This is a genomic window from Baekduia sp., from assembly GCF_035685985.1.
In the GTDB taxonomy this organism is placed as follows: Bacteria; Actinomycetota; Thermoleophilia; order Solirubrobacterales; family Solirubrobacteraceae; genus Baekduia.
Genome location: NZ_DASRZV010000013.1, coordinates 199,448 through 226,123, shown reverse-complemented (window position 1 = coordinate 226,123; position 26,676 = coordinate 199,448). Strand labels below are relative to the sequence as shown.

Below are 26,676 nucleotides of genomic sequence, written 5' to 3'. Positions count from 1 at the left end.
GCCGCGCGGGTCGCGCGCGTCACGCCGCCGACAGGCCGGCTTCCGCCACGACCGACGCGATGACCTTCGACAGCTGCCCGCCCTGCCAGGCGATCGGGCTCTGGCCCTCCTCCTCGACGACCAGCCGCGCGCCCGGGATGAGCGACGCGTACACCTCGCCGACGGCGAGCGGGTGGCCGGGGTCGGGCTCGTCGCGGTCGGCGACGACCACGGTGGGCGCGGCGATGCGCGTGAGGTCGTCGCGGGACGCGAACGGGCGCGATCGCGGGACGGCGCGCAGCGCGTCGGCCACGGCGGCCTGGTGCTCGTGCGCGCTCAGGCGCTGGCGCAACACGGTCTGCAGCGTCGAGCGCCACTTCTCCGGGCCTTCGTCCCCGTAGGCCTCCACGAACCCGTCCACCCCGCCCTTGCGCAGGCCCGCGCTCAGCGCGTCCCAGCGCTCCAGGTTCCCGGGCCAGCTCTCGGGGTCGTAGGCGGGCGTGATCACGACCAGGCCCGCGACCCGCTCCGGGTGGTCGAGGGCGAGGCGGATCGCGGTGTGCGCCCCCATCGAGGCGCCCGCGAGCACCGCCTGCTCCATGCCCGCCTGGTCCAGGACCCACAGCAGGTCCTGCGCCAGGTCCTCGTACCCGTAGGCCTCCGGCGTCGGCGCCGGGTCGCTGGCCCCGTGCCCGCGCGCGTCGTAGGCCACCACGTCATGCCCGGCGCGCTGCAGCGACTTGGACCCCATGACCACGTACCGGTGGGTCGCCGTCAGCCCGTGCAGGAGCACCACCGGTGCTCCCTCCCCACTTCGCTCCACGTACAACATCGCGCCCCCTACCCTAGGTCACATGGCCGTGATCGACGTCACCGAGCAGGACTTCCAGCAGCAGGTCATCGACAAGTCGCACGAGGTCCCGGTGGTCGTGGACTTCTGGGCGGAGTGGTGCGGCCCGTGCCGGGCGCTGGGCCCGGTGCTCGAGAAGGAGGTCGGCGAGCGCGAGGGCCAGATGGTCCTGGCCAAGCTCGACACCGACGCCAACCAGCGCCTCGCCGCGCAGTTCGGCATCCAGTCGATCCCGGCGGTCAAGGCCTTCAAGGACGGCAAGGTCGTCGACGAGTTCGTCGGCGCGCTGCCGCCCGCGCGCGTCCAGCAGTTCCTCGACGGGCTGCTGCCCTCGGAGGCCGATGGACTCGTCGAGGCCGGCGACGAGGAGTCGCTCAAGCGCGCCATCGAGCTGGAGCCCGGGCGCGCCGACGCGAAGGTCAAGCTGGCGATCCTCCAGCGCAAGCAGGGCGACCTGGACGGCGCGCTGGCCACGCTGGCCAACGCCGAGGGCGACTTCATGGCCGACGGCCTCGCCGCCCGCATCCGCCTGGAGCGCGAGGGCGACCCCAAGACGCTGGACGCCTTCAAAGCGCTGGACGGCGGCGACCCGCAGCAGGCCGTCGACCTGCTGATCGAGGCGATCGCCAACGCCAACGGCTCCAAGGACGACCTGCGCAAGGTCGTCGTCGGGATCCTCGACGCGTTCGGCGTCGACCACCCGTTCGCGCGCGACGCGCGCCGCCGCCTGGCCGGCGCGCTCTACTAGGACGCGCCGACCTCGCACCCGCCCGGCGCGCGTTCAGGCGACGCGCCGGACGGACACGGTCGACACCCGGTCCCTGCTCCGGGACGCCATCTAGGCGACCTTGAAGGTCGCGACCAGGTCGGCCAGGGCGTCCGCGCGGCGCGCCAGATCCTGGGCGCCGGTCGCGATCTCCTGGGCCGAGGCGGAGGTCTGCTGGGTGGAGGCCGACACCTGCTCGGTGGCCGCCGTGGACTGCTGGGCGACCGACACGATGTCGTCGAGGTCGCCCTGGACCTTGGCCGACGACAGCGAGATCTTGCGCACGGCGTCGGTGATCTGCACGACGCGGTCGTGCACGTCGCCGACCGAGCCGTCGATGCGCAGGAACGCGGCGTGCGCCTGCTCGACGGTCGCGGCGCCGTCCTCGGTCTGCGCGGCGCCGGTCTCGACGACGCTCAGCGCGCGCTGCGTCTCGCCCTGGATCGAGCCGACGAGGCCGCCGATCTCGCGGGCCGCCTGCTGGGAGCCCTCGGCGAGCTTGCGGACCTCGTCGGCGACGACCGCGAAGCCGCGACCCTGGTCGCCGGCGCGCGCGGCCTCGATCGCCGCGTTCAAGGCCAACAGGTTGGTCTGCTCGGCGATGCCGGTGATCGCCTCGACGATCCCGCCGATCTGCTGGGACTTGGCCTCCAGGTCGGCCATCGTCTCGGTGATCGCGGCCGACGACTCGCGCACGGCGACCATCGCCCTGGTCGCGGTCGTGACGGCGCGGGCGCCCTCCTCGGCGGCGGCGCGGGCGTCGGCGGCGGCGGTGCGGGCGTCCTCGGCGGTCGCCTCCGACGCGCTGGTGACGCCGACGACGTCGACCGCGACCTCCTGGGCCGAGCCGACGACCACCAGCTGGCGCTCGGCGCCGGTGGCGACGTCGGCGATCGCGTGGGCGATCTCCTCGATCGCGCGGTGCGTCTCCTCCGAGCTGCGGGCCATCTCGACCGACGCGGCGCGCAGGCCGGTGGCGGTGTCGGCGACCTGCGAGACGACGTTCTGCAGGCTCGCGGTCATCTCCGCGAACGCGTTGCCCAGGACGTCGTCGGCGGACTTCGGCGCGACCGTGACCGTGAGGTCGCCGTCGGCGATGCGCGCCGCGGTGCCGGCGACGGCGCCGAGGTCGGCGCGCATCGCGTTGTAGGCCTCGATCGCGGTCTGCGCGCGGCCGAGCATCGCGTTGAACGTCTGGGCCAGCGCGCCGAGGTCGTCGCCGGCGCGGGCGACCAGCGGCGTGGTGACCGGCGTGGCGGCGACGCCGAGGTCGCCGTCGCGCGCGACCGCGCTCAGGCCGCCCTCCAGCGCGGTCAGGCAGTGGTCGTTCAGCGAGTCCAGCCGCGCCGAGAGGTCGGTCAGGCAGGAGCGGTCGCCCAGCGCGGCGCGCAGCTCCTCGCGCATGAGGTTGAACTGGTCCAGGCCGCCCTGGGCGCGGGCCAGCATCGAGTTGAAGGTCTCGGCCAGGTCGCCGGGGTGGGCGCCGACGGGGACCTCGATCGGCTTGGTCGCGGGCGCGAGCTCGCCCGTCAGGTCGCCCTCGGCGACGGCGCGCAGGCCCAGGCCCAGCTCCTGCAGGCAGTGCTCGTCCAGCGAGACCAGGCGCGTGCGCAGGTCCCGCAGCGACGAGCGGTCGCCGAGCGCGCCGCGCAGCTCCTCGCGATGGCGCTCGTAGGCCGTGAGCGCGTTCTGGGCCCGGCGCAGCATCGCGTTGAACGTCTCCACCAGTCGCGCGACCTGCGGATCGTCGGAGTGCAGGTCGATGGGCCGCGTCACGGCCTCGGCGCTCGTCGTCAGCGTCCCGGCGGCCATGTCGGCCAGACCGCGCTCGAGGGACGTGAGGCAGTTGGCCTCCAGCGAGTCCAGTCGCGACTGGAGCTGGGCGAGCGCCGGGTCCGGCTTCTTGGAGCGGAAGAACGAGAACATGGTCGCCCGTTCCTTCGGCACGCAGCGGCGCTCACTGTATGTCAGAGCGCGAATGCCCCCCGATCGGCTACGCCATTCGGCCAGCCGCCGCGCGCGCGTGGCCGCGGATCAGCTCCGCACTGCGCACCGGCTGCTCCCACCAGAACATGTGCCCGACGCCGGTGAGGATCTCCAACCGGGAGCCGGGGATCAGCGACGCGATCATGCGCCCGTTGCCGACCGGCAGCATCGCGTCCTCGTCGCCGTGGACGACGAGCGTCGGCAACTCCAGCGACGGCAGCCGCGCGCTCGTGTCGTGGCCGGCGATCGCCTGCATCTGCAGCATGATCACCGGGACCGGCGCGGGCAGCGACTTGGCCATCGCGCGGAACGCGTCGAAGGCGCCGGGCTCCCGCGCGAACGCCGCCGAGACGTTGACCTCGAACGCGTTGCGGATCGCCAGCTCGCGGTCGCCGGACTGCATCCCGGCGGCGAGCTTCTCGATCGTCGCGGGCGGCGCCAGCTCCGAGCCCTCGCCGCCGCAGTAGGTGCAGCCGAGCGTGAGCGTCCGGATCCGCTCGGGGTGCGCGAGCGCCAGCTCCTGGGCGACCATCCCGCCCATCGAGATCCCGACGACGTGCGCGGTCTCCCACCCCAGCTCGTCCAGCAGCCCGGCGGCGTCGGCGGCCAGCTCCTGGATCGTGAACGGGTCGGTCACCGGGTCGCTGCGCCCGATCCCGCGGTGGTCGTAGGCCACGACGTCGAAGGCGCCCTCCAGCTCCGAGACGAACGGCTCGCCCCAGGCCAGGTGCGTCCCGCTCATGCCCTGGATCAGCAGCAGCGGCTCGTCCCCCGTGCCACGCCGCTGGTGGAAGAGGCGGCGCCCGCCGACGGTCAGGTGCGACATGCTCGCGGACGCTACACGCTGATCGGCAGCACGAGCTGGCCCGGCGGGACGGGCCGGGGCGGCGGCCCCGCGGCCTCGGCCTCGTCGGCCTCGTCCTCGAAGGAGGCGACGCGGACGCCGAGCAGGCGGACCGGGCGCGGCGGCGCGTAGTCGCGAAAGAGCGCCAGCGCGACCTCGATGATCGTGGCCTCGTCGTTGACGTAGGCGTCGATCGTGCGGGCGCGCGTGACCGTGGTCCAGTCGTCGAGCCGCACCTTGATCGCGACGTTGCGCCCGCGGGTCTCCTTGCGCTGCAGCGCCTCGGCGAGCTTCTTGGCCTGGCCGCGCAGGATCGACTCCAGCTCGGCGTGGTCGGCGACGTCGGTGTCGAACGTCGTCTCGACCGAGCGCGACTTGGCCACGCGCGTCGTCTCGACCGGCGACTCGTCGTGCAGGTGCGCGCGGCGGTGCAGGTCGTGCCCGTAGCGCTCGCCGAAGCGTTCCTGAAGCTCTTGGACCGGCGCGTCCTGCAACGCGCCGAGCGTCGCGTAGCCCATCTCGGCCAGCCGCGCCGCGGTCTTGGGGCCGATGCCGGGGACGATCCGCGGCGAGCGGTCGGCGATGTGCGCCGCGCACTGCTCGCGGCCGATGGCGACGAAGCCCGCGGGCTTGCCGAGGTCCGACGCGATCTTGGCGACCAGGCGGTTGGGCGCGACGCCGGCCGAGATCTGGATGCCGGTCGCCTCCAGGACGTCGGCGATCAAGGACCTCAACAACGGGATCGGCTTCTCCTCGATCCCGGTCAGGTCGGCGTAGGCCTCGTCGATCCCGGCCTGCTGGAGGACCGCGAGGCGCTCGCGCACCATCCCCCACACCTCGCGCGACTTCTCGCTGTAGGCCGCGTGGTCGGGCGGGATCGTGATCGCCTGCGGGCAGCGCCGCCGCGCCTCGGCCGCGCTCATCGCGCTGCCGACGCCGAACCTGCGCGCCTCGTAGGACGCGGTCGTGACGACCGCGCGCGGTCCGGTCCCGGCGACGATCACCGGCAGGCCGCGCAGCTCGGGACGCCGCTGCAGCTCGACCGACGCGAAGAACGCGTCGCAGTCGAGGTGCGCGATGACCCGCTTGGCCATGCCCGCCAGGGTACGCGGCGCCGGCGACGGCGACGCGCGGCCCCGGCGGGCGGTGGCCGGGAACGACGCCGTGGGTCAGCGCGTCGTGAGGACCGTGCCGGTCGAGCCGAAGCCGAGCTTGGCCTTCGTGGCGGCGGTCAGGTCGAACTCGCGGGCGCCCACGTAGGGGCCGCGGTCGATCACGGGCACGCGGACGGTGCGGCCGTGGTAGTGCAGCGTCACCTTGGTGCCGCACGGCAGCGACTTGTTGGCCACGCCGAGCGTGCCCGGCGTCAGCGTGCCGCCGCAGGCGAGATGCCCGCCGTAGAGGCCCGGCCCATACCAGGACGCGAGCGCCCGGCGGTAGATGCTCGTCGTCCCGGCCAGGTGACGGGCCGAGGACAGCTGGCGCGTGCCGCCGAAGTGGACGCGAACGCGCCGCGTGCCGGTCTTCGACGCGCGCCAGGCCAGGACGTAGCGCCCCTTGCTGCTGGTGCGGTCGTGGTCGACCGTCAGCCACCCGCCGCCGCGCTTGCCGATCTGCAGCGAGACGACGGCGCGGCCGGCCGGGGCCGGACGCAGCGTGCCGCGGACGACGACGCGCTTGCCGGCCATGACCGTGCGGCGCACCGACGAGACCGTCAGCGAGGACGAGGCCTTGGAGGCCACGGGCGTGGCGGCCGCGGGAGCGGCAGCCGGGGAATGGGTGTCGGAGTTCGCGATCGCCGGAGCGACCGTGAGGATGGTCGTGCTGAGCAGCGCGCCGGAAAGCCCCAGGACGCGCAGGTTCAAGAGCCTCAAGGAGGCACCTCCTGTAGTCAGCGCCTACGGGGTTAGCTGACGGGCTCGCGACGAGGACGCCCTGCGCCGGCCCTCGCTCATGGACAGCGCTGGCCCGCGACGTCGTCTCGGTCGCTACCGGGCCATCAGGCCCGCGATTCGCCCCAATCCGGTCGGTCCGCACCCACGACCGGGCAGTTGGGTCCCCCGCCCGTCTCCCTATGTGATGTCAGGCGGAGACGGCTCGGCGTTCGAACAAGCGTTCGTCAAGGTACCCGCGAACTCGGGATGTTGTGTGATTGAGGTCACACGGCCAGCGGCTCGGCGGTGCCGGCGAGCACCATGCCGATCATCGCCGGGTAGATCAACCCGACAGGATCCGTGCCCTCCGCGAGACGCTGTTGGGAGAGCGCGAGGTAGCGGTCGATCTCGTTCAGCACTGCGCGGTGCTGATGATCCTCCGGCGCCTGGCAGCCCAGGCGCGCCAAGGACAATGCTTCGGTCGGATCGCCGCCGCGGAACGTCATCTGGACGGCCGCGGTGAGGTAGCCGATCACGCGCTCGTAGGCCAGGACGCGGCGGCCGACGCGGCCGTCGCCGACGGCCGGGCCGAGGTCCGCCAGGTCCTCGGAGCCGACCACGCGCGCGGTCTGCTCGCCGGCGATCGACCGCGCCTGCTCGGGGCTCAGCCCGACGGCGCGCGCGCAGCGCAGCATCAGGAACGACGGGAAGCGCGGGCCGCCGTAGGGCATGTCCGAGGCGTACAGGATCTGCCCGGGCGGGATCGTCGTGAACAGCGTGAGCATGTCCGCGATGTGCCACCACGAGGTGTCGAACAGGATGTTGGACAACTCGCGCGCGTGCGGCGCGATCAGGCCGAGGTCGCTGATCCCCGCGTGCGCGAGGATCAGCCGCGCGCCGGGGTGCTCGCGCGCCATCTCGACCACCGAGGAGCCGAGGTCCGGGATCCCGCGCCCGGCGTGGAAGAGCACCGGCAGCCGATGCTCGCCGGCCAGCGCGACGACCTGCTCGACGACCGGGTGGGGCAAGCTGAAGGCGTCGCTGCGCGGGTGCAGCTTGAAGCCGCGCGCGCCGGCCTCCAGCACGCGGTGGGCCTCCTCGATCGCGTCGGGCGCGTTGGGGTCGATCCGGCCCAGCGCGACCAGCCGCCCGCCGGACTCCGCGCACGACCGGATCACCCAGTCGTTGGGCTCGCGGTAGCCGTCGGGCTCCTGCATCGCGAACAGCAGCGCCCGCCGCTGGCCCGCGGCGTCGAGCGCCTCGATCAGCTCGTGCGGGTCGGCCTCGAAGCCGTCGGGGTCGTGGTGGCCGATGTGCGTGTGGGCGTCGAACCACTCGACCGCGCCGGCGCCGTCGCGCAGCCAGGCCAGCTCGCGGTCGCGCAGGTCGTCGACGACGTCGTCGTAGGGCAGTCCACGGACGGGCACGCCGCAGGACTCTACGCGGCGACGGCCTCGGCTCCGCGCAGCGAGGCCAGCTCGGTCCGCAGGCGGGCCAGCCCGAGCCGGATCCGGCTCTTGGCGGTGCCGAGCGGGATGTCCGACCGCTCGGCGATCTGGTCGGCGGTCAGCCCGCCCCAGTAGGCGAGCACGAGGGCCTCGCGCTGCGCGGCGGGCAGGCGGTTCAGCGCGGCGCGCACGGTCGTGCGGTCGGCGGACTCCAGCGCGAGGTGGTCGGGCTGGGCGTCGGGGCGCGGCGGCTCGTGCGCGACGGCGCCCTTGAGGCGGTCCTCGGCGCGGCCGGACGCCTGCCCCTCGCGCCACAGGTCGACGGCCCGCGAGCGGGCCATGAGCCGCAGGTAGCTGCCCAGCTCGCCGCGCCGCGCGTCGTACCTGGAGGGGTTGCGCCACATCCGCAGGAACACGTCCTGGACGACGTCCTGCGCGGCGGCGGTCGACCCCAGCACGCGGTAGGCCGTCGCGTGGACCCCGCGGCGATGCTCGTCGTAGACGCGGCCGAAGGTGACGGGGTCGCTGAGGTCCATGTGGCGGTTCTCCGGGTCCGTGGTGGAAAGGCCGACGTCACGTGGCCTACCCGTGGCCTCAGCACCCTACACACGGTGTTGAAGGTTGGCAACATACAGTGTGCAGTCTCCCTGCAAGAACTTGTCGCGCGGGACCTTGCCGCGCATCCCGCGCGGTGCGAGCATCGCGACCGTGCCCGCACGCCTGACCGCTCTGGACTCCTCCTTCCTCCACCTCGAGGACGGCGGCGCCCACATGCACGTCGCCGCCGTCATGACGTTCGACGGCCCCGCGCCCGCCTACGACGAGCTGCTGGACGCGATCCAGGCGCGCCTGCACCTCGTGCCCCGCTACCGCCAGCGCCTCGCGTTCGTCCCGCTCGGCCAGGGCCGGCCGCGGTGGGTCGACGACCCGCACTTCAACGCCGGGTACCACATCCGCCACACCGCGCTGCCCGCGCCGGGCGGCGACGAGGAGCTGAAGCGGCTGGCCGCGCGGATCTTCGGCCAGCGCCTGGATCGCGCCAAGCCGCTGTGGGAGATCTGGCTGGTCGAGGGCCTCAGCGACGAGCGCTTCGCGATCCTCAGCAAGACGCACCACGCGGTGGTCGACGGCGTCAGCGGCGTCGACATCGTCTCGGTGCTGTTCGACGCCGCGCGCGAGCCGGCGCCGCCCGCGCCGCCGGCCTCGCCGTGGCTCCCCCGTCCCGTGCCGACCGCGACCGAGCTGCTGGCCGAGGCGCTGCTGGAGCGCACGACGGTCCCGGCCGAGGCGGCGCGCGGCGTGCGCGCGCTGACCCGCGCGCCGCGGCTCGTCGCCCGCCGCGTGGCGCGCGGCGTCGGCGGGCTCGGCTCGATGGCCGCCGCGAGCCTCAGCCCCGCCCCGCGCTCGCCGCTGAACGTGCCGATCGGGCCGCACCGGCGCTACACGTGGGTCGACGCGGACCTCGCGCGCTTCAAGGCCATCAAGGCGTCGCTGGGCGGGACCGTCAACGACGTGGTGCTGACGAGCGTCGCGCTCGCGCTCGGTCGCTGGATGCGCGACCGCGGCGAGGACACCGAGGGCCTCGAGCTGCGCGCGATGGTGCCGGTGAGCGTGCGCGCCGAGGCCCAGCGCGGCGCGCTGGGCAACCGCGTGGCGACGATGTGGGCGCCGCTGCCGGTCGGCGTCGAGGATCCGATCGCCTGCTTCGACGACGTCCACGCCGCGATGAAGGGGCTGAAGGAGTCCGGCCAGGCCGTCGGCGCCGAGACGCTGACCCAGCTGGCCGACTTCGCGCCGCCGACGATCATGTCCCAGGCCGCGCGGCTGCAGGCCCGCCAGCGGTTCTTCAACCTGGTGGTGACGAACGTCCCCGGGCCGCAGTTCGAGCTGTACCTGCTGGGTCGTCGCCTGCGCGGCCTGTACCCGGTCGTGCCGCTGGCGCTCAAGCAGGCGCTCGGGATCGCGATCATGTCCTACAACGGCCGGCTCGGCTTCGGGTTGTTGGGGGACTTCGACGCGCTGCCCGACCTGGAGGACATCGCCACGCACCTGGAGGAGGCGATCGACGACCTCGGCGCGGCGACCGGCGCCGACGACCGCTACGGCCGCACCGGCCCGCGCCGCCGCCCGACCGGCGTCGTGCCGTCGTGAGGCGCGGCCGCGACCGACCCGCGCCCCTGGCAGGACGAGCTGCGCGCCGGGAACCTCCTCGTCGAGACCGCCGCCGACGCGACGCTCTTCGACGCCGCGCGCGTGCTGGCGCGGGACGTCGCGGGCTCGGACCTGACCGCCGACCTCCTCGCCGCGCGATCACGGCGACGACGGCGGAGGACCCGAGGCTGCGGGCGTTCCTGGAGTACTGGCTCGGACGCTAGCCGGAGCGCGGGGGTGGGTCCCTCGGCCGATAAGGGGCGAGCTTCGGGGCCGAACCACGGGATGCGGGTCGCTTGGTGACGGTATAGGCGTCAGAAGGCGACCCGGAACGGTTTCGTCGCACTCCCGGGCGACGCCGGCCCCACCACCAGCGCCGCGAAGCGCTGACGGCCGAGTCTCGCCGGGACGGCCGAGGGTCTGTCTGGATGCAAGGGGTCCCGGCAACCCGGCCCCGGAGGCGCGCGCCCGTCGCACGGCCGGAGGACGACACCACGCGGCGGCCACGCCGACCCGGCCTCATCCCCTCGCCGCCTTCCCACCGCAGCACGCGCCACCGACCTCGGTGGCACCGGCCGTCCACCCGCCCACCCGTCCTGGCCCGAACCTTCCACTGGATGCGATCGGGTCGAGCGGGGCCGCTGCGCCGACGGCCGACCGATCGCTCAGCGCACCGCGATCGTCATCCGCACCAGGGCGCAGAGGCGCTCCTGGTCGTCGGCGATCTCGACCTCCCAGACCCAGGTCGTCCGGCCGCGGTGGCGCACGCGGCAGGTCGCGTGGATCGTGCCCTCCAGGATCGGGCGCAGGAACGAGGTCTGGTTCGACAGGCCCTGGGCGGACTTGCCGTCCGCCGACACGACGACCCAGGTGCCCAGCGACGTCATCGACTCGGCGATCGAGGCGAAGACGCCGCCGTGGACGAGCCCGGCCGGCTGGAGGTGGTTCTGGGTCACGTCGACGTGCCCGGTCATGACGCCGGCGTCGGTGTCGTAGGCGTCGATGACGAGCCCGTAGAGGGCGTCGAACCCCTGGTCGAGTGTGAACGGCAGTTGAAGCTCCATCGGGGTGCGGCACGATACCGGTGGCGCTTCGGTTAGCCTCCTGCGCCGCATGGCGCGCTTCGACGATCTCCCCGCCGACCAGAAGGCCGTACTCCAGCTCGTGCTGCGCCAGGGGCGCACGTACGCGGAGATCGCCGGCCTGCTCAAGATCTCCGAGGCCGCGGTCCAGAACCGCGCCCTCACGGCCCTGGACGCCATCGGGCCGTCCGGGACCGGCCTGGACGACGAGCGCCAGGACGAGGTCGGCGACTACCTCCTCGGCCAGCAGTCCGCCTCCGAGCGGGCCGCGACGCGCGACTTCCTGGAGGCCAACGGTTCCGCACGCGACTGGGCCCGCCAGGTCGCCTCCGAGCTGCGCGGCGCCGGCGTCGCGGGCGAGGAGCTGCCGGAGATCCCGGCCGACCCCGCCGAGGTCGACGAGGCGTTCGACGCGCTGCACGCCCGCCGCGAGGCCCGCGTCCAGCAGCAGCGCTCCTCGCGCCTGGGCGGCGTGCTGATCCTCGCCGCCGTCGTGATCGTCCTCGCCGGCGGCGTCCTGCTGCTGACCGGCGTCATCGGCGGCAGCGACGACAACGGCAGCAAGGACGCCGCCGACGTCTCCACGACGACCGACGCGTCCTCGACCGCCAACGCCAACACCCAGGCGACGGTCGAGAAGCAGTTCAACCTCACCCCGCCCAACGGCGGCAGCAAGCCCCTGGGCGTCGCCAACCTCGTCTCGCAGAGCGGCAAGCGCGCGCTGGCCGTCGTCGGCCAGGACCTGCCGGCCTCCGGCCACTACGTGCTGTGGCTGCGCGACGGCGGCAAGGTGAAGTTCCTGGGCTTCTTCCCGATCGTCACCGGCAAGGGCAGCGACAAGGGCCGCCTGCAGGGCCTCGTCGAGGCCCCGAGCGACCTCGCGTCCTACAGCGAGATGCTCATCACGCGCGAGGCGTCCTCGACGCCCAAGGCGCCGACGACGATCGTGCTCAAGGGGTCGCTGACCGGCTGAGCGCGTCCAGCGCCTCCAGCGCGGCGTCCAGCTGACGCCGCGCCGCGCGCTTGACCATGAAGCCCCCGAGGCGGTTGCCGCCCTGGAGCTTCTGGACGAGCTTCAGCTCCACGAGCGTCCCGGTCCCCGCCGGGACCTCCTCCAGCGACACGGTCGTCACCGACGCCTTCAGCAGGCCCGCGAACGGCGTGCCCTTGAGGTCCTGCGACCACTCGATCACGCGCGGCTTGTTGCGCCGGCCGATCCGGAAGTCCGCGCGCACCAGCGCGCCGCGCTTGGAGCGCATGACCTGCGTGAAGCCCTGGCCGCTGACGCCCTCCACGCGCTCCACGCGCGGCCACCAGCGCGGCATCTGGTGCGGGTCGGCGACCGTCTGCCAGACGACCGCGGGCGGCGCGCCCACCGTCGCGCGACGGGTCGTCGTCGGCATCCTCTAGGCGTCGGCGTCGTCGTACTTCAGCAGCGACGCGACCGGGTAGGGCGCGAGCCGCTGCCGGCCGTTGAGGAAGGCCAGCTCGATCAGGAACGCGCAGCCGACGACCGTGCCCTCCAGCTGCTCGACCAGCTCGCACAGCGCGCGCGCCGTGCCGCCGGTGGCCAGGAGGTCGTCGTGCACGAGGACGCGCGCGCCCTGGGCGACCGCGTCGGAGTGCAGCTCCAGCGCGTCGGTGCCGTACTCCAGCAGGTACTCGGCGCGGACCGTGTGGTGCGGCAGCTTGCCGGGCTTGCGAGCCAGGACGAACCCGGCGCCCAGCTCGCGCGCCAGCGCGGCGCCGAGCAGGAAGCCGCGCGCCTCGGCGCCGACGACCACGTCGATCCGCCCCCACTCGCGCGCGGGCGCCGCCAGCTGCTGGACGGCGGCGTCCAGCGCCTCGGCCGACGCGAGCACCGGCGTGATGTCCTTGAAGACGATCCCGGCCTTCGGGAAGTCCGGGATGTCCCGGACGTAGGAGGCGATGTCGACGGTCATGGCGTTGGGGGCGGTGGTGGGAACGGATCCGCTAGCCGACGATCTTGCGCAGATCGCGGATCAGCAGCAGGTGCTTGAGGTGCGTCGTGACCGCCGCCAGGTTCTCCAGCGCCTCGACCGCCTCCTTGCGCCGCTCGACGTTGCGCGACCGCAGCGCCGGGGCGAGGATCTGCTGCAACAACGCGGCCTCGCGGTCGGCCGACGTCCGGAACGCGCGCAGGTTGCGCCCGCCGACGCCGTAGCGCGCCAGCTCGGTGACCGCGCGGATGATCTCGCGCTCGGTCTCGTCGTAGTACTTGGTCCCGGCGCGGTGCTCGCCCTTGATGACGCCGTAGTCCTCCAACTCGGCGACCAGGGCCGGGTCGGCGCGCGTGTCCTCGACGACGTCGTCCAGCGAGTACAGCGCGCCGCCGCCGGCGGTCACGCTGACGCTCGGGCGGCGCCGCGGGCCGGCCGCCGCGCCGTCGGCCGACGGCGCCGGGACGCTCGGGTCGGCGTCCACGCGGCCGGAGGCCAGCTCCTGGCGGATGACCCGCAGCGGCAGGAACTCGTCGCGCTGCATCCGCAGGATCGTGCGCAGGCGCGCGACGTCGGTCTGGGCGTAGAGGCGGTAGCCGCCGGGCGTGCGCCGCGGCTCCAGCAGCTTCTGGTCCTCGAGGTACCGGATCTTCGAGATCGAGATGTCCGGGAACTCCTGGCGCAGCGCCTTGCACACCGCGCCGATCGTCATCGCCTTGCTCGGGCGCTCCTCGGTCGGTGCGGTGCGGTCCTCTTCCACGGCGGCCATCAGCGCGAGAGGAACGTGAGCTTGTACTTGCCGACCTGCAGCTCGTCGCCGTCGGCGAGGGGATGCGACTCGATCCGACGCCGGTTGACGTAGGTGCCGTTCAGCGAGCCGAGGTCGTCGAGGTGGAACTCGTCGCCGCGCCGGACGATCAGCGCGTGGTCGCGCGAGACCGTGACGTCGTCGAGGAAGACGTCGGAGTCGGGCCGGCGCCCGATCGTCATGCGGTCGCGCTCCAGCGGGAAGCTCTCGCCGACGCGACCGCCGCCGGCGCGCACGACCAGCGCGGCACCGCCGCCCTGCTCGACCACGTCCTCCAGCTCGACGGGGACCAGCTCGCCGGTCTCGTCGATGCGGTAGGTGGCCGTGGAGGACTCAGGCGTCGCCGGCGTCTCGGGCACGCCGATGAACGCGCCGCAGCGCTGGCAGTAGTTCGCGCCTTCCGCGTTGGAGAAACCGCACTCGGGGCAGTGGCGGGCCATGCCGTCTCGACGTCCCCGGCCGGCCTTACTCCGCCGCGGGCTCGTCGCCGGCCGCGCGCCCCGCGAGGATGTCGGTCAGCCGCTGGACGTCGGCGCCCGTGATGACCTCCTCGCCCCCCTCGTGGCGCTTGCGCAGGCGATTGACCAGCTCGGCGCGGAGGATGTCGATCTTGCCGTGCAGGATGCGCCGGCGGTAGGAGATGTCGACCTCCTCCTCGGTGAGCTGCTGGATGAGGTCCTTGAGCTCCTGGTCAGAGAGCGAGCCGAGATCGGGGAACGTGTCCATGCTGAGGTCCTTCTCCTCCTGGGGACGGGCCGGGCGAGAATAGCAGCGGAGGGCTTTCGCTCAAGCTGAACTTGAGGGTGCAGCGCGCGTTGCGGACAGCGCGTCGCGCGTGTAGACCGCCGCCGCGACGAGCGACAGCGCCAGCCCGATGTAGAACAGCACGTGGGCCAGGACGTCCACGCCGGCCAGCGCGAAGAAGATCGAGGACATGGTCGGCCAGACGCCCCAGCGTCCCCACCAGTTGATCTTCAGCTCCAAACCACGGCTCAGCGCGATCCGGCCCGCGACCAGCAGGTACAGCTCGCGCGCGATGAGGATCGCGATCCCCCAACGCGGCAGCGTCTCGTAGTGCCAGCAGATGACCACGCCGGCGATGACCAGCGTGCGGTCGACGACCGGGTCCAGCAGCGCGCCGAAGCGGCTGTACTGGCCGGTGATCCGCGCGGCGATGCCGTCGGCGTAGTCCGACCACGAGACGACCGCGAACAGGATCGCGGGCCACGCGCCGACGCCGTCGCCCGACGACAGGCCCGTGATCAGCAGCGGGACGATCAGCGCCAGCCGGAAGAACCCGATGGCGTTGGGGATCGTCCAGACGTGCCACGGCGCGTCGGAGAGCGTCTGCGGCGGCGGCGGGCCCGAGCGGTCCAGGCCCGACAGCCGCCGGAACGTCAGGCGCGGGTTGCGCCAGGCCTTTACGGGATCGTCGGCCACAGCGTCCGCACGCCCTCCGCGGCCTCCTTGAGCGGGATGCCACCCTCGACCTCCCGCATGCCGCGCCGCAGCTGGGCCTCGATCGCGCCGGACTCCAGCGAGCGCTTGCCGATCGTCAGCCGCAGCGGCGCGCCGAGCAGCTCGGCGTCGGCGAACTTCTCGCCGGGGCCGGCGGCGCGGTCGTCCAGCAGGACGCTGAAGCCGACCGCGACGAGCTGCTCGTAGACGCGCTCGGCGGCCTCCAGCTCCGGCGTGCCGGGCTTGCCCAGCGCGACGACCTCGACGTCGAAGGGCGCGATCGCCTTCGGCCACGCGATGCCCTTCTCGTCGGCGTACTGCTCGACCGCCGCGGCCGCGATGCGCGCCGGGCCGATGCCGTAGGACCCCATGACGACCGGGTGCTCCTTGCCGTTCTCGTCCAGGTAGGTCAGGCCGAGCGGGACGCTGTAGCGCGTGCCGAGCTGGAAGATGTTGCCGATCTCGATCGCGGGCTCGATGCGCACGGCCTCGCCGCCGATCGTGTCGCCGGGCTCGACGGAGCGGACGTCGAGCGTCTGGCCGCCCTCGTAGGCATAGACCTCGTGTCGGTCGACGGCGTTGGCGCCGACGACGTAGCGGCCGGGCTCGATCGCCTGGTCGAAGAACGTCAGCACGCCGTCCTTGGGCCCGAGGTAGCCCGCGGGCCCCGGCAGCTCCTCGTCGCGCGCGGGCCGCCACTTCTCCCCCAGCGCGTTGCTCAGCTTGATCTCGCCGACGCGGTGGTCGCCGCGCACGAAGACGAGGATCGGCCCGCGCTCCTCGCCGATGATCGGGAACGCCTTGAGCAGGTTGCCGGGCTGGACGCCGAGGCCGCCGGCGACCGCCTCGATCGTCGTCTGGCCGGGCGTGTCCAGCGTGCCGGTGAGGCTGTCGGGCAACGCGGGCACGGGCTGCGCGTCGGCGGTGGCGATCTCGAGGTTGGCGGAGTAGCCGTTGGGGCCGAGGACGACGTCGTCCTCGCCCGCCGTGCACGGCGCCATGTACTCGTGGGCGCGCGCGCCGCCCATCATCCCGACGTCGGACTCGCACTCGTACCAGTCCAGGCCCGCGCGGTCGTAGATGCGCGCGTAGGCCTCGCGGTGGCGCTCGTAGTTGGCCTGCAGGCCCTCCTCGTCGCGGTCGAAGGAGTACGAGTCCTTCATGATGAACTCGCGGGTGCGCAGGACGCCCGCGCGGGGGCGCGGCTCGTCGCGCTCCTTGACCTGGAAGTGGTACAGGATCATCGGCAGGTCGCGGTAGGAGCGCACGGACTGGGCCGCGTGGTAGGTCACGGCCTCCTCGTGCGTCATCGCCAGCACCATGTCGGCGCCCTTGCGGTCCTTGAGGCGGAACAGCTCGCCGCCGATCGCGTCGTAGCGCCCGGAGCGCTTCCACAGCTCGGCGGGCTGCAGCACGGGCATGAGCATCTCCTGGCCGCCGATCGCGTCGATCTCCTCGCGGACGATCTGCACGATCCGCTGGTGGGTGCGCCACCCGGCGGGCAGCCACGTCCACAGCCCGGCGCCGAGCTGGCGCACCAGGCCGGCTCGAACCATCAGCTTGTGGGAGAGCGCCTCCGCGTCGGCGGGCGGCTGGCGCTCGGTCGGCAGGAAGAGCTGGCTCATGCGCATGGGCCGGACGATACGGCCCACGCGCGCGACGCGGCGGCGTGGCTCGAACCGACAGCCGGCGCAAGGCTTGCGAGGCAACGGAGCGGGTAGGGATATGTTTCGCCTGCCGCGCCCCTCTTCCGCAGCATCTCGATTGACTTCAAGCTCGCTTGAAGGCCGATGATGTTGTAGACCAGAACGCAACGACGACAAGGAGACCCCATGGCTTACTCCGTTCCTGATCTTCCGTACGCCTACGACGCGCTGGAGCCGCACATCGACGAGGCGACGATGAAGCTCCACCACGACAAGCACCACCAGGCCTACGTCGACAAGGCCAACGGCGCCCTCGAGGGCACCGAGTGGGCCGACAAGCCGGTCGAGGAGGTCCTCGCCAACCTGTCGTCCTTGCCGGAGGACAAGCAGGGCGTCTTCCGCAACAACGGCGGCGGCCACGCCAACCACACGCTGTTCTGGGAGTCGATGAGCCCGAACGGCGGCGGCGAGCCGACCGGCGAGCTGGCCGACGCCATCAACAGCGCGTTCGACTCGTTCGACGCCTTCAAGGAGCAGTTCGAGGCCAACGGCGTCGGGCAGTTCGGCTCGGGCTGGACGTGGCTGGTGCTCGACGGCGGCGCGCTGAAGCTCACCAAGACGCCGAACCAGGACAGCCCGGTCCTCGACGGCCAGACGCCGCTGCTGGGCAACGACGTCTGGGAGCACGCGTACTACCTCAAGTACCAGAACAAGCGCCCGGACTACCTGAAGGCCTGGTGGAACGTCGTCAACTGGGACAAGGTCGCCGAGCGGTACGCCGCCGCCAAGTAGGACGCGTCGTTCCGAGCGAGGGGCATGCCACGATGACGGCGTGCCCCTCCGCTCCGCGAGCCGAGCCCTCTGGGCGCGGCTTCGCCCCCTCCCCCTCGCCGCGGCGCTCCTCGCGCTGTCGCTGATCGCCGCCGCGTCCGCCGTCGCCTCGCCCCAGGTCCGGGTCGGGATCGCCGACGACGGCGTGCTGCTGCACTCGCCCGAGCGCGCCCCCGAGGTCGTCGCGCGGTGGAAGGCCGCCGGGATCGAGACCGTGCGCGTCCAGGTCCGCTGGGCGGGGATCGCGCCCGACGAGCTGTCGCCGACGATGCCGATCGGGTTTCACCCGACCGACCCCTACGACCCGCGGTACGACTGGGCCTACCTCGACCAGGCGATGGGCTTGCTGGTGGCCAACGGCCTGACGCCGATCCTCAGCGTGACGGGCTCGGGCCCGCTGTGGTCCAGCCGCGTGCCGTCGCTGGGCAACCCGCGCTACCAGCCGGATCCCGCGAAGTTCGGCGACTTCGCTACGGCCGTCGCGCGCCGCTACGGCAGGGTCGTCACGCAGTACCTGATCTGGAACGAGCCCAACCAGCCGCTGTGGCTGCAGCCCCAGCAGGAGTGCCCGGTCGCGGGCAGGAAGTGCACGCCGGTCGCGCCGCACACCTACCGGGCGCTCGTGCGCGCGGCCTATCCGGCGATCCATCGCGCGGACCCGGGCGCGCAGGTGATCGCCGGGACGCTCGCGCCGCGCGGCGCCGACCCGCTGCAGCGCAACCGCCCGCTGCGCCCGCTGGCCTTCATCCGCGCGTTCGGGTGCGTGGACGAGCGCTTCAAGCCGGTCCGCACCGGCCGCTGCCGCGGCTTCCAGCCCGCGCGGATCGACGGCTTCGCCTACCACCCGCACTCGATCAAGGCCTCGCCGACGACGCCGTCGCCCCACACCGACGACGCGGACCTCGCCGACCTCGGCAAGCTGGAGAAGACGCTGGACGCCGTCCAGCGGGCGCGCGGCTTCACGACGCCGACCGGCGCCCACGCGCCGCTGCATCTGACGGAGTTCGGCTACCAGACCAACCCACCCGACCCCTACGACGGCATCCCGCCCGCGCGCCAGTCGCGCTGGCTGCAGGAGGCCGCCTACATCGCCTGGCGCGACCCGCGCGTGCGGACGCTCGTGCAGTACGAGTGGCAGGACGAGCCGACGAAGTCCGTCGGCTCGGGCCGCAAGAAGTACGCCGGCTGGCAGTCCGGGCTGTTGGACAAGAACGGCAGGCCCAAGCCCGCGCTGGCGGGCTTCGAGCACCCGTTCTTCGCCGACGCGACCACGCTCGCGCCGCGCGTGCGCTTCTGGGGCCAGGTGCGCCCGGGCACCACGCACCGCGTCGCGCTGCAGCGCCGCTCGCCGTCGGGGACGTGGGTGACGATCGCGCGGCTGACCACCGACTCGCGCGGGCTGCTCGTCAAGACGCTCGCGCCGCCGATCGGCAAGGCCGCGACCTACCGCTACCGGACGACCGACCCCGCGCCGGCCGTGACCATGACCTCCGACGCCCTCCAGGTGACCCCGCGCCGATGACCCGCTTCCACGAGACCGCCGTCGCCTCCGAGGCGCACTGGATGATGCAGCTGGGCGAGCGCTTCGCGTTCGAGGGCCTGCTGGCCCAGCTCGCGCCGCGGATCGCCGTCGAGATCGGGACCTGGGAGGGCGGCAGCCTGCGGCGCATCGCCGCCCACGCCGGGCACGTGCACGCGTTCGACATCGACGAGCGCTCGGTGCCGCACGCCGCGGCGCTGGACAACGCGACGCTGCACCTCGGCGACGGCGCGGTCGAGGTCCCGCGGGTCCTGGCCGAGCTGCACGCGCGCGGCGAGGCCGTCGACTTCGCGCTGGTCGACGGGCTGCACACCTACGACGCCGTTCAGGCCGACGCCCGCTCGCTGCTGGACGCCGACGCCTGCCACACGACGACGATCGTCTTCCACGACACCGCCCACGCCGGCGTCCGGGCGGGCCTCGACGACCTCGACCTCCCGTCGCATCCGAAGGTCAGCCTCTGGCTGCCGGACTTCGTGCCCGGCTACCTCGTGCGCGACGACGACGAGCTGCCCGAGGAGATCCGCGGCCGCGGCTTCAACGGCCTCGGCCTGCTCGTCCTCGACCAGGCCTACCGACCGGAGACCAGCGGCCACGAGATCTTCGTGCCCTTCGACCGGTTGGAGCCGCGGAGCTGAGCGGCTAGGCCGGCGCCTCGATCTCCATCGCCGCGATCAGCCCGGTCGCGTCGTCGAAGGTGTAGGTGTGGATCACGGTGTCCTGGGCGATCAGCGCGCCGTCGAGCGAGCGCACGGTCTGCTCGACGGTGATCGCGACGCGGCCGTCGTCGCGCCGGGCGAACGCGAGCGGCTCGACCCTCGGGTCGATCTCCGCCCACTGGCGCGTCCAGTACTCCCGCACGGCCTCATGGCCGCTGACCCGACCGCCCTCCCAGCCGTTGGGCCAGTCGACGTCGGGGGCCATCGTCGCCAGGAGCGCGTCGACGTCCCGGGCGTTGAACAGCGCGTACATCTCACGGAGGAGCGCTTCGCGGTCGGCGGGCATGCGACCGAGGGTACCGCAACCCTTGGGTTGCGTGTGTGAGTTCTCGGGCGAGGCCTAGGCGCGCAGCTTGTAGCCCGAGCGGAAGAGCTTCAGGTTGACCGCGAAGAGCGCCGCGGTGGCGAGCGTCAGGACGCCGAGCGCCAGGGCGACGTTGATCTCGGAGTAGCCGAGGAAGCCGTAGCGGACCAGGCCGATCATGTAGTAGATCGGGTTGATGTGGGTCAGCGTCTCGAACGGCTCGGGCAGCAGCGAGGCGGAGTAGAAGACGCCGCCGAGGAAGAGCAGCGGCTGCAGGACGAAGGTCTGGGCGAACGACACGTCGTCGAACTGCTCGGCCCGGACGCCGATGAGCACGCCGAGCTGGGCGAAGAAGAAGCCGACGAGGAACAGCGCGGGCAGCAGGACCTCCGGGTGGTGGACCGGGACGCCGACCAGCGCGCTGGCCGCCGCGAACGTCAGGACCGCCACCAGGCCGCCGCGCAGGAAGCCGCCGAGCGTGAAGGCCAGCAGCAGCTCCGCGGGCGAGGCGGGCGAGCTCAGCTGGTCGTCGATCGCGCGCAGGAACTTCTGCTGGAGGATGCTCGACGAGTTGTTGCTGAAGGCGTTGGTCGCCCAGGCCATCATGATGAGGCCGGGGACGACGAAGACCACGTAGTCGAAGCCGTGCAGCCTGCCGACGCGCGAGCCCAGCGCGGCGCCGAAGACCGAGATGTACAGGAAGGTCTCCAGCAGCGGCGCGCCGATCGTCTGGCGCTTGATCTTCATGAACCGCGCGACCTCGCGCCGCAGCAGCGAGGCGAAGCGGATCTGCGCGGGCGTCAGCGTGAAGCGCCCCGAGGACAGCGCGCTCACGCGACCAGCCCTCGCGACAGCTCCTTGCGCCCGACCAGCTCCAGGTAGGCGTCCTCCAGCCCGGCGACGCCGAAGCGCGCCGCCAGCTCCGGCGACGTCCCGCTCGCCACGAGCTGCCCGCCGTTGATGAAGGCGATCCGGTCGCAGAGCTGCTCGGCCTCTTCGAGGTAGTGCGTGGTCAGCAGGATCGTCGTGCCCTCGGCGTTGATGCGCTGGACGTAGTGCCACAGCTCCAGGCGCAGCTCGACGTCGACGCCCGCGGTCGGCTCGTCGAGGATCAGCAGCCGCGGACGGTGCATCAGCGCCCGCGCCAGGATCAGGCGCCGCTTCATGCCGCCGCTGAGCGACCGCGTGCGGTCGTGGCGCTTCTCGCTCAGCGAGAAGGCCTCCAACAGCTCGGAGACCCGCTCGCGGCGGTCCTGCTTGCGCATGCCGAAGTAGCCGCCGTGGAAGTCCAGCGTCTCCTCCAGCGTGAGGAACTGGTCCAGGTTGAGGTCCTGCGGCGCCAGGCCGACCGCGGCGCGCGCCTCGGTGTAGCCGTCGACCGCGTCGTGGCCGAACACGCGGATCCCGCCGGACGTCGGTGCCGCGAGGCCGGTCGTGCAGTGGATCAGCGTCGACTTGCCGGCGCCGTTGGGGCCCAACAACCCGAAGAACTCACCCGACCCGATCGACAGCGAGACGCCGCGCAGCGCCTCGGTCCCGGTCGGGTAGCGCTTGACCAGGTCGGTGATCTCCAGGGCGGGTGGCGCGGCGGCGGCCGCGGGCGCAGGTGTCTTCACGTCCGTCATGATCGGACCTCAACCACGCTTGAAGTCAAGGGCTAGGCGCGGGAGAACCGGCGGCCGGCGACCGGGGAGACGGCTTCATCGATGGCGTCGGCGTCCTTGCGGGCCTGCTCGGCCTCCAGCGCCGCCAGGCGCTCCGGGGTCATCGCCGTGTCGTCCTCGTTCTCGGCCAGCCATCGCGCGGCCTCCGCGCGGGCGGCGTCGTCGACGACGACCTCCTTGCCCGAGGCGTAGTACTTGTCGATCTCGGCGAACAGCTCGTCGACCAGGTTCTCGGTCTTGACCTTCTTGAGGGGCTCTCCCTTGGAGAAGATCATCGCGCTGTCCTTGGCGCCGGTGATGCCGAAGTCCGCGTGGCGCGCCTCGCCGATGCCGTTGACCGCGCAGCCGAGGATCGACACCTCGATCGGGTCCTCGTAGGCCTCCAGCCGGCGCTCGACCTCCATGACGACCGAGTCCATGTCGAACTGCAGGCGCCCGCAGGTCGGGCAGGCGATCAGCACCGGGCCCTTCTCGCGCAGCTTCAAGGCCTTCAGGATCTCCCAGGCGACCTTGACCTCCTCCTCGGCATGGAACGTCGAGAGCGAGATCCGGATCGTGTCGCCGATGCCGTCGGCCAGCAGCGTGCCGAGGCCGACCGCGCTCTTCAGCGAGCCCGACCACTTCGTGCCCGCCTCGGTGATCCCGAGGTGCAGCGGGTGGTCGATCTTCTCGGCCAGCAGGCGGTTGGACGCGATCGTGTTGGGGACCGACGTCGACTTCATCGACACCTTGAAGTCGTAGAAGTCGAGCGTGTGCATCAGCTCGACCCACTCGGTCGCGGCGGTGACGAGCGCCTCGACCGGGTTGGTGAACTCGAGGTCGCGCAGGTGCTTGGGCAGCGAGCCGGAGTTCACGCCGACGCGGATCGGGGTGTTCGCGGCCTTCGCGGCGGCCACGACCTCGGCGACCTTGTCCGGCCCGCCGATGTTGCCCGGGTTGATCCGCACGCAGTGGGCGCCGGCCTCGATGGCCTTGATCGCCAGCGTGTGGTTGAAGTGGATGTCGGCGATGATCGGGATCGGCGACTCCACCACGATCGTCTTCAGCGCCTCGACGTCCTGCTCGCGCGGCACGGCGCAGCGGACGATGTCCGCGCCGGCCTCGGCGACCCGGCGGATCTGGTCCATCGTGGCGGAGAGGTTGGCGGTCTCCGTCTTGGTCATCGTCTGGACGGCCACGGGCGCACCGCCCCCGACAGGGACGGAGCCGACGTGGATCTGACGGGCGGAGGCCATGGAGGCCATTCTAGTAACGCGAATCCACCTAGACTCCTGGCCCGTGGCGCCCATCGACGTCTACGGGACCGCGCGGGGTCAGACCCGGGCGCGCCTCGCGTCCCCGCTCGCGGCACGTGCCCGCACGCGCCGGCACGCCGAGTTCTTCGGCCTGACCGGGCTGCGCGCCGGCATGCGCGTGCTCGACGTCGGCTGCGGCGCGCTCGGCCTGCGGGCGCTGGAGCCCGAGCTGGAGATCACCGGCGTCGACCTCGAGCCGCGTCCCTCCTACCCCGGCCCGTTCGTGCAGGCCGACGCGACCGAGCACCTGCCCTACGAGGACGGCGAGTTCGACCTCGTCTACTCCTCCAGCGTCGTCGAGCACGTCGTGCCCGAGCGCCGCGCGGCGTTCGCGGCCGAGGTCAACCGCGTCGGGCGGGGCGTCTACGTCCAGACGCCCGCGCGCGGCTTCCCGGTCGAGCCCCACAGCCTGCTGCCCTTCGCCCACTGGCTGCCCGCGACGCTGCGGCGCCCGTACTGGCGGCTGGGCGCGCAGGGCTACTGGGAGGACATCCACCTGCTCGGCCGCGGCGAGATGCGCGCGCTGTTCCCGGCGTCGGCGGTGCACGCCGAGCGCCTCGGGCCGCTGGCCAAGTCCTGGATCGCCATCCGACCCGTGGAGGAGGCGCGATGACCCCGTCCGGCCGTCCGGTCAACCTCCGCGACCTGCCGGCGCTCGTCGAGGCGCGGCTGGACGCGGGCCCGCTGGGCTACTTCGCCGGCGGCGCGGGCGACGAGCGCACGCTGGCCGACAACGAGGCCGCGTTCGCGCGCCGGCAGCTGCTGCCGCGCGTGCTCGTCGACGTCGACCGCGTCAGCACCGCCACGACGGTCCTGGGGACCGAGATCGCGCTGCCGGCGATCGTCGCGCCGGTCGCGCTGCAGAAGATGGCCCACCCCGACGGCGAGTGCGGCATGGCCCGCGCCGCGGCGGGCGCGGGCACGCTGATGTGCGTGTCGACGCTGGCGACCGCCACCGCGCGCGAGGTCCACGCGGCCGCGCCCGACGCGCCGCGCTGGTTCCAGCTCTACGTGTTGAAGGACCGCGGCGTCACGCACGCGCTGATCGACGAGGCGGTCGACTGCGGCTACCGCGCGCTGGTCCTCACCGTCGACGCCCCGCGCGCCGGCCGCCGCGAGCGCGACGTGCGCACCGGCTTCGCCGTCCCGCCCGGCATCGACATGCCGGGCGTCACCGCGGCGGCCGGGCACAGCGCGGGCCTGACCCCCGCGGGCTTCTTCAGCCTCGTCGACGCGTCGCTGACCTGGAAGGACCTCGAGCAGCTCGTCGAGCAGGTCGACCTGCCGGTGATCGTCAAGGGCGTCCACGCCGCGGCCGACGCGCGCCTGGCGCTCCAGCACGGCGCCTCCGCCGTGGTCGTCTCCAACCACGGCGGCCGCCAGCTCGACGGCGTCCCGGCCGGGATCGACCTGCTGGAGGACGTCGTGCAGGAGGTCGGCGGCGACGCCGAGGTCCTCGTCGACGGCGGCATCCGGCGCGGCACCGACATCCTGAAGGCCTTGGCGCTCGGCGCGAAGGCCGTCCTCGTCGGCCGCCCGATGCTGTGGGGCCTGGCCTGGGACGGCGAGGCCGGCGCACGCTGGGTCCTCGACACGCTCCAGGCCGAGCTGGAGCTGGACCTGATGCTGCTCGGCGCGCCGTCACCGGCGCACGTGGCGCGGCATCACGTGATCTGACAGCCCGCGAAGCCATCCGCCTCCAGGACCCGGGTCACTGCCGACGTCATGGTGACGTCGGCAGTGACCCGCATCCTCTGCGAGCGCCCGGAGGCTCGCCTCAAGCCGAAGCCCGCAAAGGCCGTTAACCGAGACAAGCGTGTCCGACTCCCCCGACCTCTCCTTGATCGCCACGCTGCGCGATGCGCTGAGCGCCGCCCGTGGCGTCCGGTCTCGTGACGACCTCACGATCGCGTTGGACCGCATCGCGGAGCTGATCGCGCAGGCGCTGGGCTACCGCAGCGTCGCGATCAACCTGCATCGGCCGGCGTGGGACGACTTCGAGGCCACGACCGTCCACGGCAGCGAGGAGGCGCGGCGCGCGCTGCTCGGCAAGGCCTCCACGTGGGAGCAGTGGGCGCCGTACCTCGCGTCGCGCTTCGAGCGCCGCGGCACGCACCACATCCCGGCGGGATCGCTGGCCGACCGTCCCGGCGGCCTGCCGATGTACCGGCCCGACGGCGCGCCGTCGCAGGCCGACGACCAGTGGGATCCGGACGACCTGCTGCTGGCCGTCATGCGCCGCGGCAACGGCGACGTGCTCGGGATCGTCTCGGTCGACGAGCCGCTGAGCGGCCTGCGGCCGACCGACGCCGACCGCGACCGCCTCGTCGCGCTGACCGAGCTGGCCGGCCTGGCCGTCGAGCAGGCCGGCAGCGCCGAGCGCGGCGCCCGCCACCGCGCCGCGATGGACCGCCTGCTGACGCTGTCGGCCCGCACCGGCCAGGCGCGCGGCCGCGCCCAGACGCTGGAGGCCGTCGGCGCCGCCGTCCGCGAGACGCTCGGCTTCGGCCGCGTCGCGGTCCTGCACGCCGAGCAGGGCGGCCTGCTGCGCCCCGTCGCCACCGCGGGCTGGACGCTGCACGACCCGGTCTTCTCGCACGCCGCCTTCACGCCCGCGCAGCTGGAGCCGATCCTGCAGCCCGCCCACGAGCGCCACGGCTGCCACCTGATCGCCCGCGACGACGCCGAGGCGACGCTGCACCTGCAGACGACGATCTACCGCTCGCAGACCAACGGCCGCGGCCCGTACGCGTGGGAGCGCCACTGGCTGCTGGCCGCGCTGCGCGACGAGGCCGGCGTGCTGATCGGCGTCCTCTGGGCCGACGATCCCGGCGACCGCCTGCTGCCCGACCGTGAGACGCTCCAGGCGCTGCGCCTGCTGGCCGACCACGCCGCCGCCGCGCTCACCGGCGACGCCGGTCCGGAGATCCTCCCGGCGCCGTTCCACGAGCAGGACCCGCTGACCGGCCTGATGACGCGCCCGAAGCTCGCCGACCGCCTGCGCCACGCGCTGCAGCGCGTCAAGCGCGCCGAGGAGACCGTCGCGGTGCTGTTCATCGACCTGGACAACTTCCAGCACGCCAACGACACGCTCGGCCACAACGCCGGCGACGAGCTGCTGCGCGTGACCGCGGCCCGGATCGACGAGGACCTGCGTCCCGGCGACACCGTCGCGCGCTTCGGCGGCGACGAGTTCGTCGCCCTCTGCGAGGACGTCGCGTCGGCCGACGAGGCGATGGACATCGCCGAGCGCCTGCGCATGCTGCTGGCCGAGCCGATCCCGCTGGCCGCGGGCGTCGCGCAGGTCACGGCGTCGATCGGCGTCGCGCTGCCCGACCGCCCCGACCGCAGCGCCGAGGCGCTGCTGCAGGCGGCCGACCGCGCGATGTACGAGGCCAAGGCCGCCGGGCGCGACGCCGCGAGGCTCGCCACGCCCGGCGCGGGCTGGCCGTAGGCCGGCCCGGCGGGCG

Annotated in this window: 28 protein-coding genes and 1 riboswitch; of the genes, 9 read left to right on the top strand and 19 right to left on the bottom strand. The window is 73.1% G+C overall.

Translation table 11 applies throughout. The features are described 5' to 3' along the window. Window positions 1–19: 19 nt before the first annotated feature. Complete coding sequence (locus VFG42_RS06255) at window positions 20–775, bottom strand: alpha/beta hydrolase (protein ID WP_324906390.1); 756 nt, start codon at window positions 773–775, stop codon at window positions 20–22. 58 nt (window positions 776–833) lie between these two features. Here VFG42_RS06255 and trxA point away from each other — a divergent pair, with 58 nt between their 5' ends. After that, the gene (trxA, locus tag VFG42_RS06250; protein WP_324906388.1) at window positions 834–1,577 is read left to right on the top strand and encodes a thioredoxin; all 744 of its coding nucleotides are present in this window, start codon (window positions 834–836) and stop codon (window positions 1,575–1,577) included. A gap of 90 nt (window positions 1,578–1,667) precedes the next feature. Here the strand turns inward: trxA and VFG42_RS06245 are convergent, their stop codons facing one another. The 6 genes from VFG42_RS06245 to VFG42_RS06220 all read right to left on the bottom strand — a co-directional run bounded on the left by VFG42_RS06245 (window position 1,668) and on the right by VFG42_RS06220 (window position 8,283). After that, window positions 1,668–3,542 (bottom strand): methyl-accepting chemotaxis protein, encoded by a 1,875-nt coding sequence (locus VFG42_RS06245; protein ID WP_324906386.1) that lies wholly within the window; start codon window positions 3,540–3,542, stop codon window positions 1,668–1,670. Between the two features lie 46 nt (window positions 3,543–3,588). Next, on the bottom strand, window positions 3,589–4,407 hold the full coding sequence (locus VFG42_RS06240; protein ID WP_324906384.1) for an alpha/beta fold hydrolase: 819 nt from the start codon (window positions 4,405–4,407) through the stop codon (window positions 3,589–3,591). A gap of 11 nt (window positions 4,408–4,418) precedes the next feature. After that, window positions 4,419–5,519, bottom strand: coding sequence for a DNA polymerase IV (gene dinB, locus VFG42_RS06235; RefSeq protein WP_324906382.1), 1,101 nt, complete (start codon window positions 5,517–5,519; stop codon window positions 4,419–4,421). Between the two features lie 75 nt (window positions 5,520–5,594). Beyond that, complete coding sequence (locus tag VFG42_RS06230; protein ID WP_324906380.1) at window positions 5,595–6,299, bottom strand: septal ring lytic transglycosylase RlpA family protein; 705 nt, start codon at window positions 6,297–6,299, stop codon at window positions 5,595–5,597. 6 nt (window positions 6,300–6,305) lie between these two features. After that, a riboswitch (cyclic di-AMP (ydaO/yuaA leader) is annotated at window positions 6,306–6,538 on the bottom strand. 45 nt (window positions 6,539–6,583) lie between these two features. After that, on the bottom strand, window positions 6,584–7,726 hold the full coding sequence (locus tag VFG42_RS06225; protein WP_324906378.1) for an amidohydrolase family protein: 1,143 nt from the start codon (window positions 7,724–7,726) through the stop codon (window positions 6,584–6,586). An 11-nt stretch (window positions 7,727–7,737) separates the two neighbouring features. Then, window positions 7,738–8,283, bottom strand: a complete 546-nt coding sequence (locus VFG42_RS06220; protein WP_324906376.1) for an RNA polymerase sigma factor — start codon at window positions 8,281–8,283, stop codon at window positions 7,738–7,740. A 172-nt stretch (window positions 8,284–8,455) separates the two neighbouring features. Here VFG42_RS06220 and VFG42_RS06215 point away from each other — a divergent pair, with 172 nt between their 5' ends. Further along, a complete protein-coding gene (locus tag VFG42_RS06215; RefSeq protein ID WP_324906374.1) occupies window positions 8,456–9,898 on the top strand; it encodes a wax ester/triacylglycerol synthase family O-acyltransferase in 1,443 nt (480 codons plus the stop codon). 665 nt (window positions 9,899–10,563) lie between these two features. Here VFG42_RS06215 and VFG42_RS06210 read toward each other — a convergent pair. Further along, entirely contained in the window at window positions 10,564–10,962 is a 399-nt protein-coding gene (locus VFG42_RS06210; RefSeq protein WP_324906372.1) for a PaaI family thioesterase, read from the bottom strand. Between the two features lie 49 nt (window positions 10,963–11,011). Here VFG42_RS06210 and VFG42_RS06205 point away from each other — a divergent pair, with 49 nt between their 5' ends. Beyond that, window positions 11,012–11,953 (top strand): sigma factor-like helix-turn-helix DNA-binding protein, encoded by a 942-nt coding sequence (locus VFG42_RS06205; protein WP_324906370.1) that lies wholly within the window; start codon window positions 11,012–11,014, stop codon window positions 11,951–11,953. Here the strand turns inward: VFG42_RS06205 and VFG42_RS06200 are convergent. From VFG42_RS06200 to VFG42_RS06170, 7 genes are read right to left on the bottom strand one after another with little or no spacing between them, the layout of a single operon-like run. Then, window positions 11,931–12,383, bottom strand: a complete 453-nt coding sequence (locus tag VFG42_RS06200; RefSeq protein WP_324906368.1) for an SRPBCC family protein — start codon at window positions 12,381–12,383, stop codon at window positions 11,931–11,933. The two genes, VFG42_RS06205 and VFG42_RS06200, sit on opposite strands and share 23 nt — an antisense overlap. Before the next feature lie 3 nt (window positions 12,384–12,386). Continuing rightward, on the bottom strand, window positions 12,387–12,923 hold the full coding sequence (locus tag VFG42_RS06195) for an adenine phosphoribosyltransferase (protein WP_324906366.1): 537 nt from the start codon (window positions 12,921–12,923) through the stop codon (window positions 12,387–12,389). Between the two features lie 31 nt (window positions 12,924–12,954). Continuing rightward, on the bottom strand, window positions 12,955–13,710 hold the full coding sequence (locus VFG42_RS06190; RefSeq protein ID WP_324906364.1) for a MerR family transcriptional regulator: 756 nt from the start codon (window positions 13,708–13,710) through the stop codon (window positions 12,955–12,957). Continuing rightward, window positions 13,710–14,189, bottom strand: a complete 480-nt coding sequence (locus tag VFG42_RS06185; RefSeq protein ID WP_324906362.1) for an FHA domain-containing protein — start codon at window positions 14,187–14,189, stop codon at window positions 13,710–13,712. Before VFG42_RS06185 ends, VFG42_RS06190 begins: the two co-directional genes overlap by 1 nt. Before the next feature lie 25 nt (window positions 14,190–14,214). Then, entirely contained in the window at window positions 14,215–14,475 is a 261-nt protein-coding gene (locus tag VFG42_RS06180; protein ID WP_027007313.1) for a hypothetical protein, read from the bottom strand. 60 nt (window positions 14,476–14,535) lie between these two features. After that, the gene (locus VFG42_RS06175) at window positions 14,536–15,189 is read right to left on the bottom strand and encodes a CDP-alcohol phosphatidyltransferase family protein (RefSeq protein WP_324906357.1); all 654 of its coding nucleotides are present in this window, start codon (window positions 15,187–15,189) and stop codon (window positions 14,536–14,538) included. Further along, complete coding sequence (locus tag VFG42_RS06170; protein WP_324906355.1) at window positions 15,171–16,838, bottom strand: proline--tRNA ligase; 1,668 nt, start codon at window positions 16,836–16,838, stop codon at window positions 15,171–15,173. Before VFG42_RS06170 ends, VFG42_RS06175 begins: the two co-directional genes overlap by 19 nt. A 201-nt stretch (window positions 16,839–17,039) precedes the next feature. Between VFG42_RS06170 and VFG42_RS06165 the strand changes: the two genes are divergently transcribed. The 3 genes from VFG42_RS06165 to VFG42_RS06155 are packed head-to-tail and all read left to right on the top strand — an operon-like array spanning window position 17,040 to window position 19,862. Further along, window positions 17,040–17,645, top strand: coding sequence for a superoxide dismutase (locus VFG42_RS06165; protein ID WP_324906353.1), 606 nt, complete (start codon window positions 17,040–17,042; stop codon window positions 17,643–17,645). 40 nt (window positions 17,646–17,685) lie between these two features. Continuing rightward, on the top strand, window positions 17,686–19,206 hold the full coding sequence (locus VFG42_RS06160; protein ID WP_324906351.1) for a hypothetical protein: 1,521 nt from the start codon (window positions 17,686–17,688) through the stop codon (window positions 19,204–19,206). Then, on the top strand, window positions 19,203–19,862 hold the full coding sequence (locus tag VFG42_RS06155) for a class I SAM-dependent methyltransferase (RefSeq protein WP_324906349.1): 660 nt from the start codon (window positions 19,203–19,205) through the stop codon (window positions 19,860–19,862). Before VFG42_RS06160 ends, VFG42_RS06155 begins: the two co-directional genes overlap by 4 nt. Window positions 19,863–19,866: 4 nt before the next feature. Here the strand turns inward: VFG42_RS06155 and VFG42_RS06150 are convergent, their stop codons facing one another. From VFG42_RS06150 to ispG, 4 genes are read right to left on the bottom strand one after another with little or no spacing between them, the layout of a single operon-like run. Further along, entirely contained in the window at window positions 19,867–20,229 is a 363-nt protein-coding gene (locus tag VFG42_RS06150) for a nuclear transport factor 2 family protein (RefSeq protein ID WP_324906347.1), read from the bottom strand. Between the two features lie 54 nt (window positions 20,230–20,283). Beyond that, window positions 20,284–21,081 (bottom strand): ABC transporter permease, encoded by a 798-nt coding sequence (locus tag VFG42_RS06145; protein ID WP_324906345.1) that lies wholly within the window; start codon window positions 21,079–21,081, stop codon window positions 20,284–20,286. After that, entirely contained in the window at window positions 21,078–21,872 is a 795-nt protein-coding gene (locus VFG42_RS06140) for an ABC transporter ATP-binding protein (protein WP_324906343.1), read from the bottom strand. Before VFG42_RS06140 ends, VFG42_RS06145 begins: the two co-directional genes overlap by 4 nt. Window positions 21,873–21,904: 32 nt before the next feature. Further along, on the bottom strand, window positions 21,905–23,200 hold the full coding sequence (ispG, locus tag VFG42_RS06135) for a flavodoxin-dependent (E)-4-hydroxy-3-methylbut-2-enyl-diphosphate synthase (RefSeq protein ID WP_414642326.1): 1,296 nt from the start codon (window positions 23,198–23,200) through the stop codon (window positions 21,905–21,907). Here ispG and VFG42_RS06130 point away from each other — a divergent pair. The 3 genes from VFG42_RS06130 to VFG42_RS06120 all read left to right on the top strand — a co-directional run bounded on the left by VFG42_RS06130 (window position 23,190) and on the right by VFG42_RS06120 (window position 26,660). Then, window positions 23,190–23,819 carry a class I SAM-dependent methyltransferase gene (locus tag VFG42_RS06130; protein WP_324906339.1) on the top strand — a complete coding sequence of 210 codons (630 nt, stop codon included), beginning with the start codon at window positions 23,190–23,192 and terminating at the stop codon, window positions 23,817–23,819. The two genes, ispG and VFG42_RS06130, sit on opposite strands and share 11 nt — an antisense overlap. Further along, on the top strand, window positions 23,816–24,883 hold the full coding sequence (locus VFG42_RS06125) for an alpha-hydroxy acid oxidase (RefSeq protein WP_324906337.1): 1,068 nt from the start codon (window positions 23,816–23,818) through the stop codon (window positions 24,881–24,883). The genes VFG42_RS06130 and VFG42_RS06125 overlap by 4 nt, the downstream gene beginning before the upstream one ends. A 139-nt stretch (window positions 24,884–25,022) precedes the next feature. Continuing rightward, the gene (locus VFG42_RS06120) at window positions 25,023–26,660 is read left to right on the top strand and encodes a GGDEF domain-containing protein (protein ID WP_324906335.1); all 1,638 of its coding nucleotides are present in this window, start codon (window positions 25,023–25,025) and stop codon (window positions 26,658–26,660) included. Window positions 26,661–26,676 lie beyond the last annotated feature (16 nt).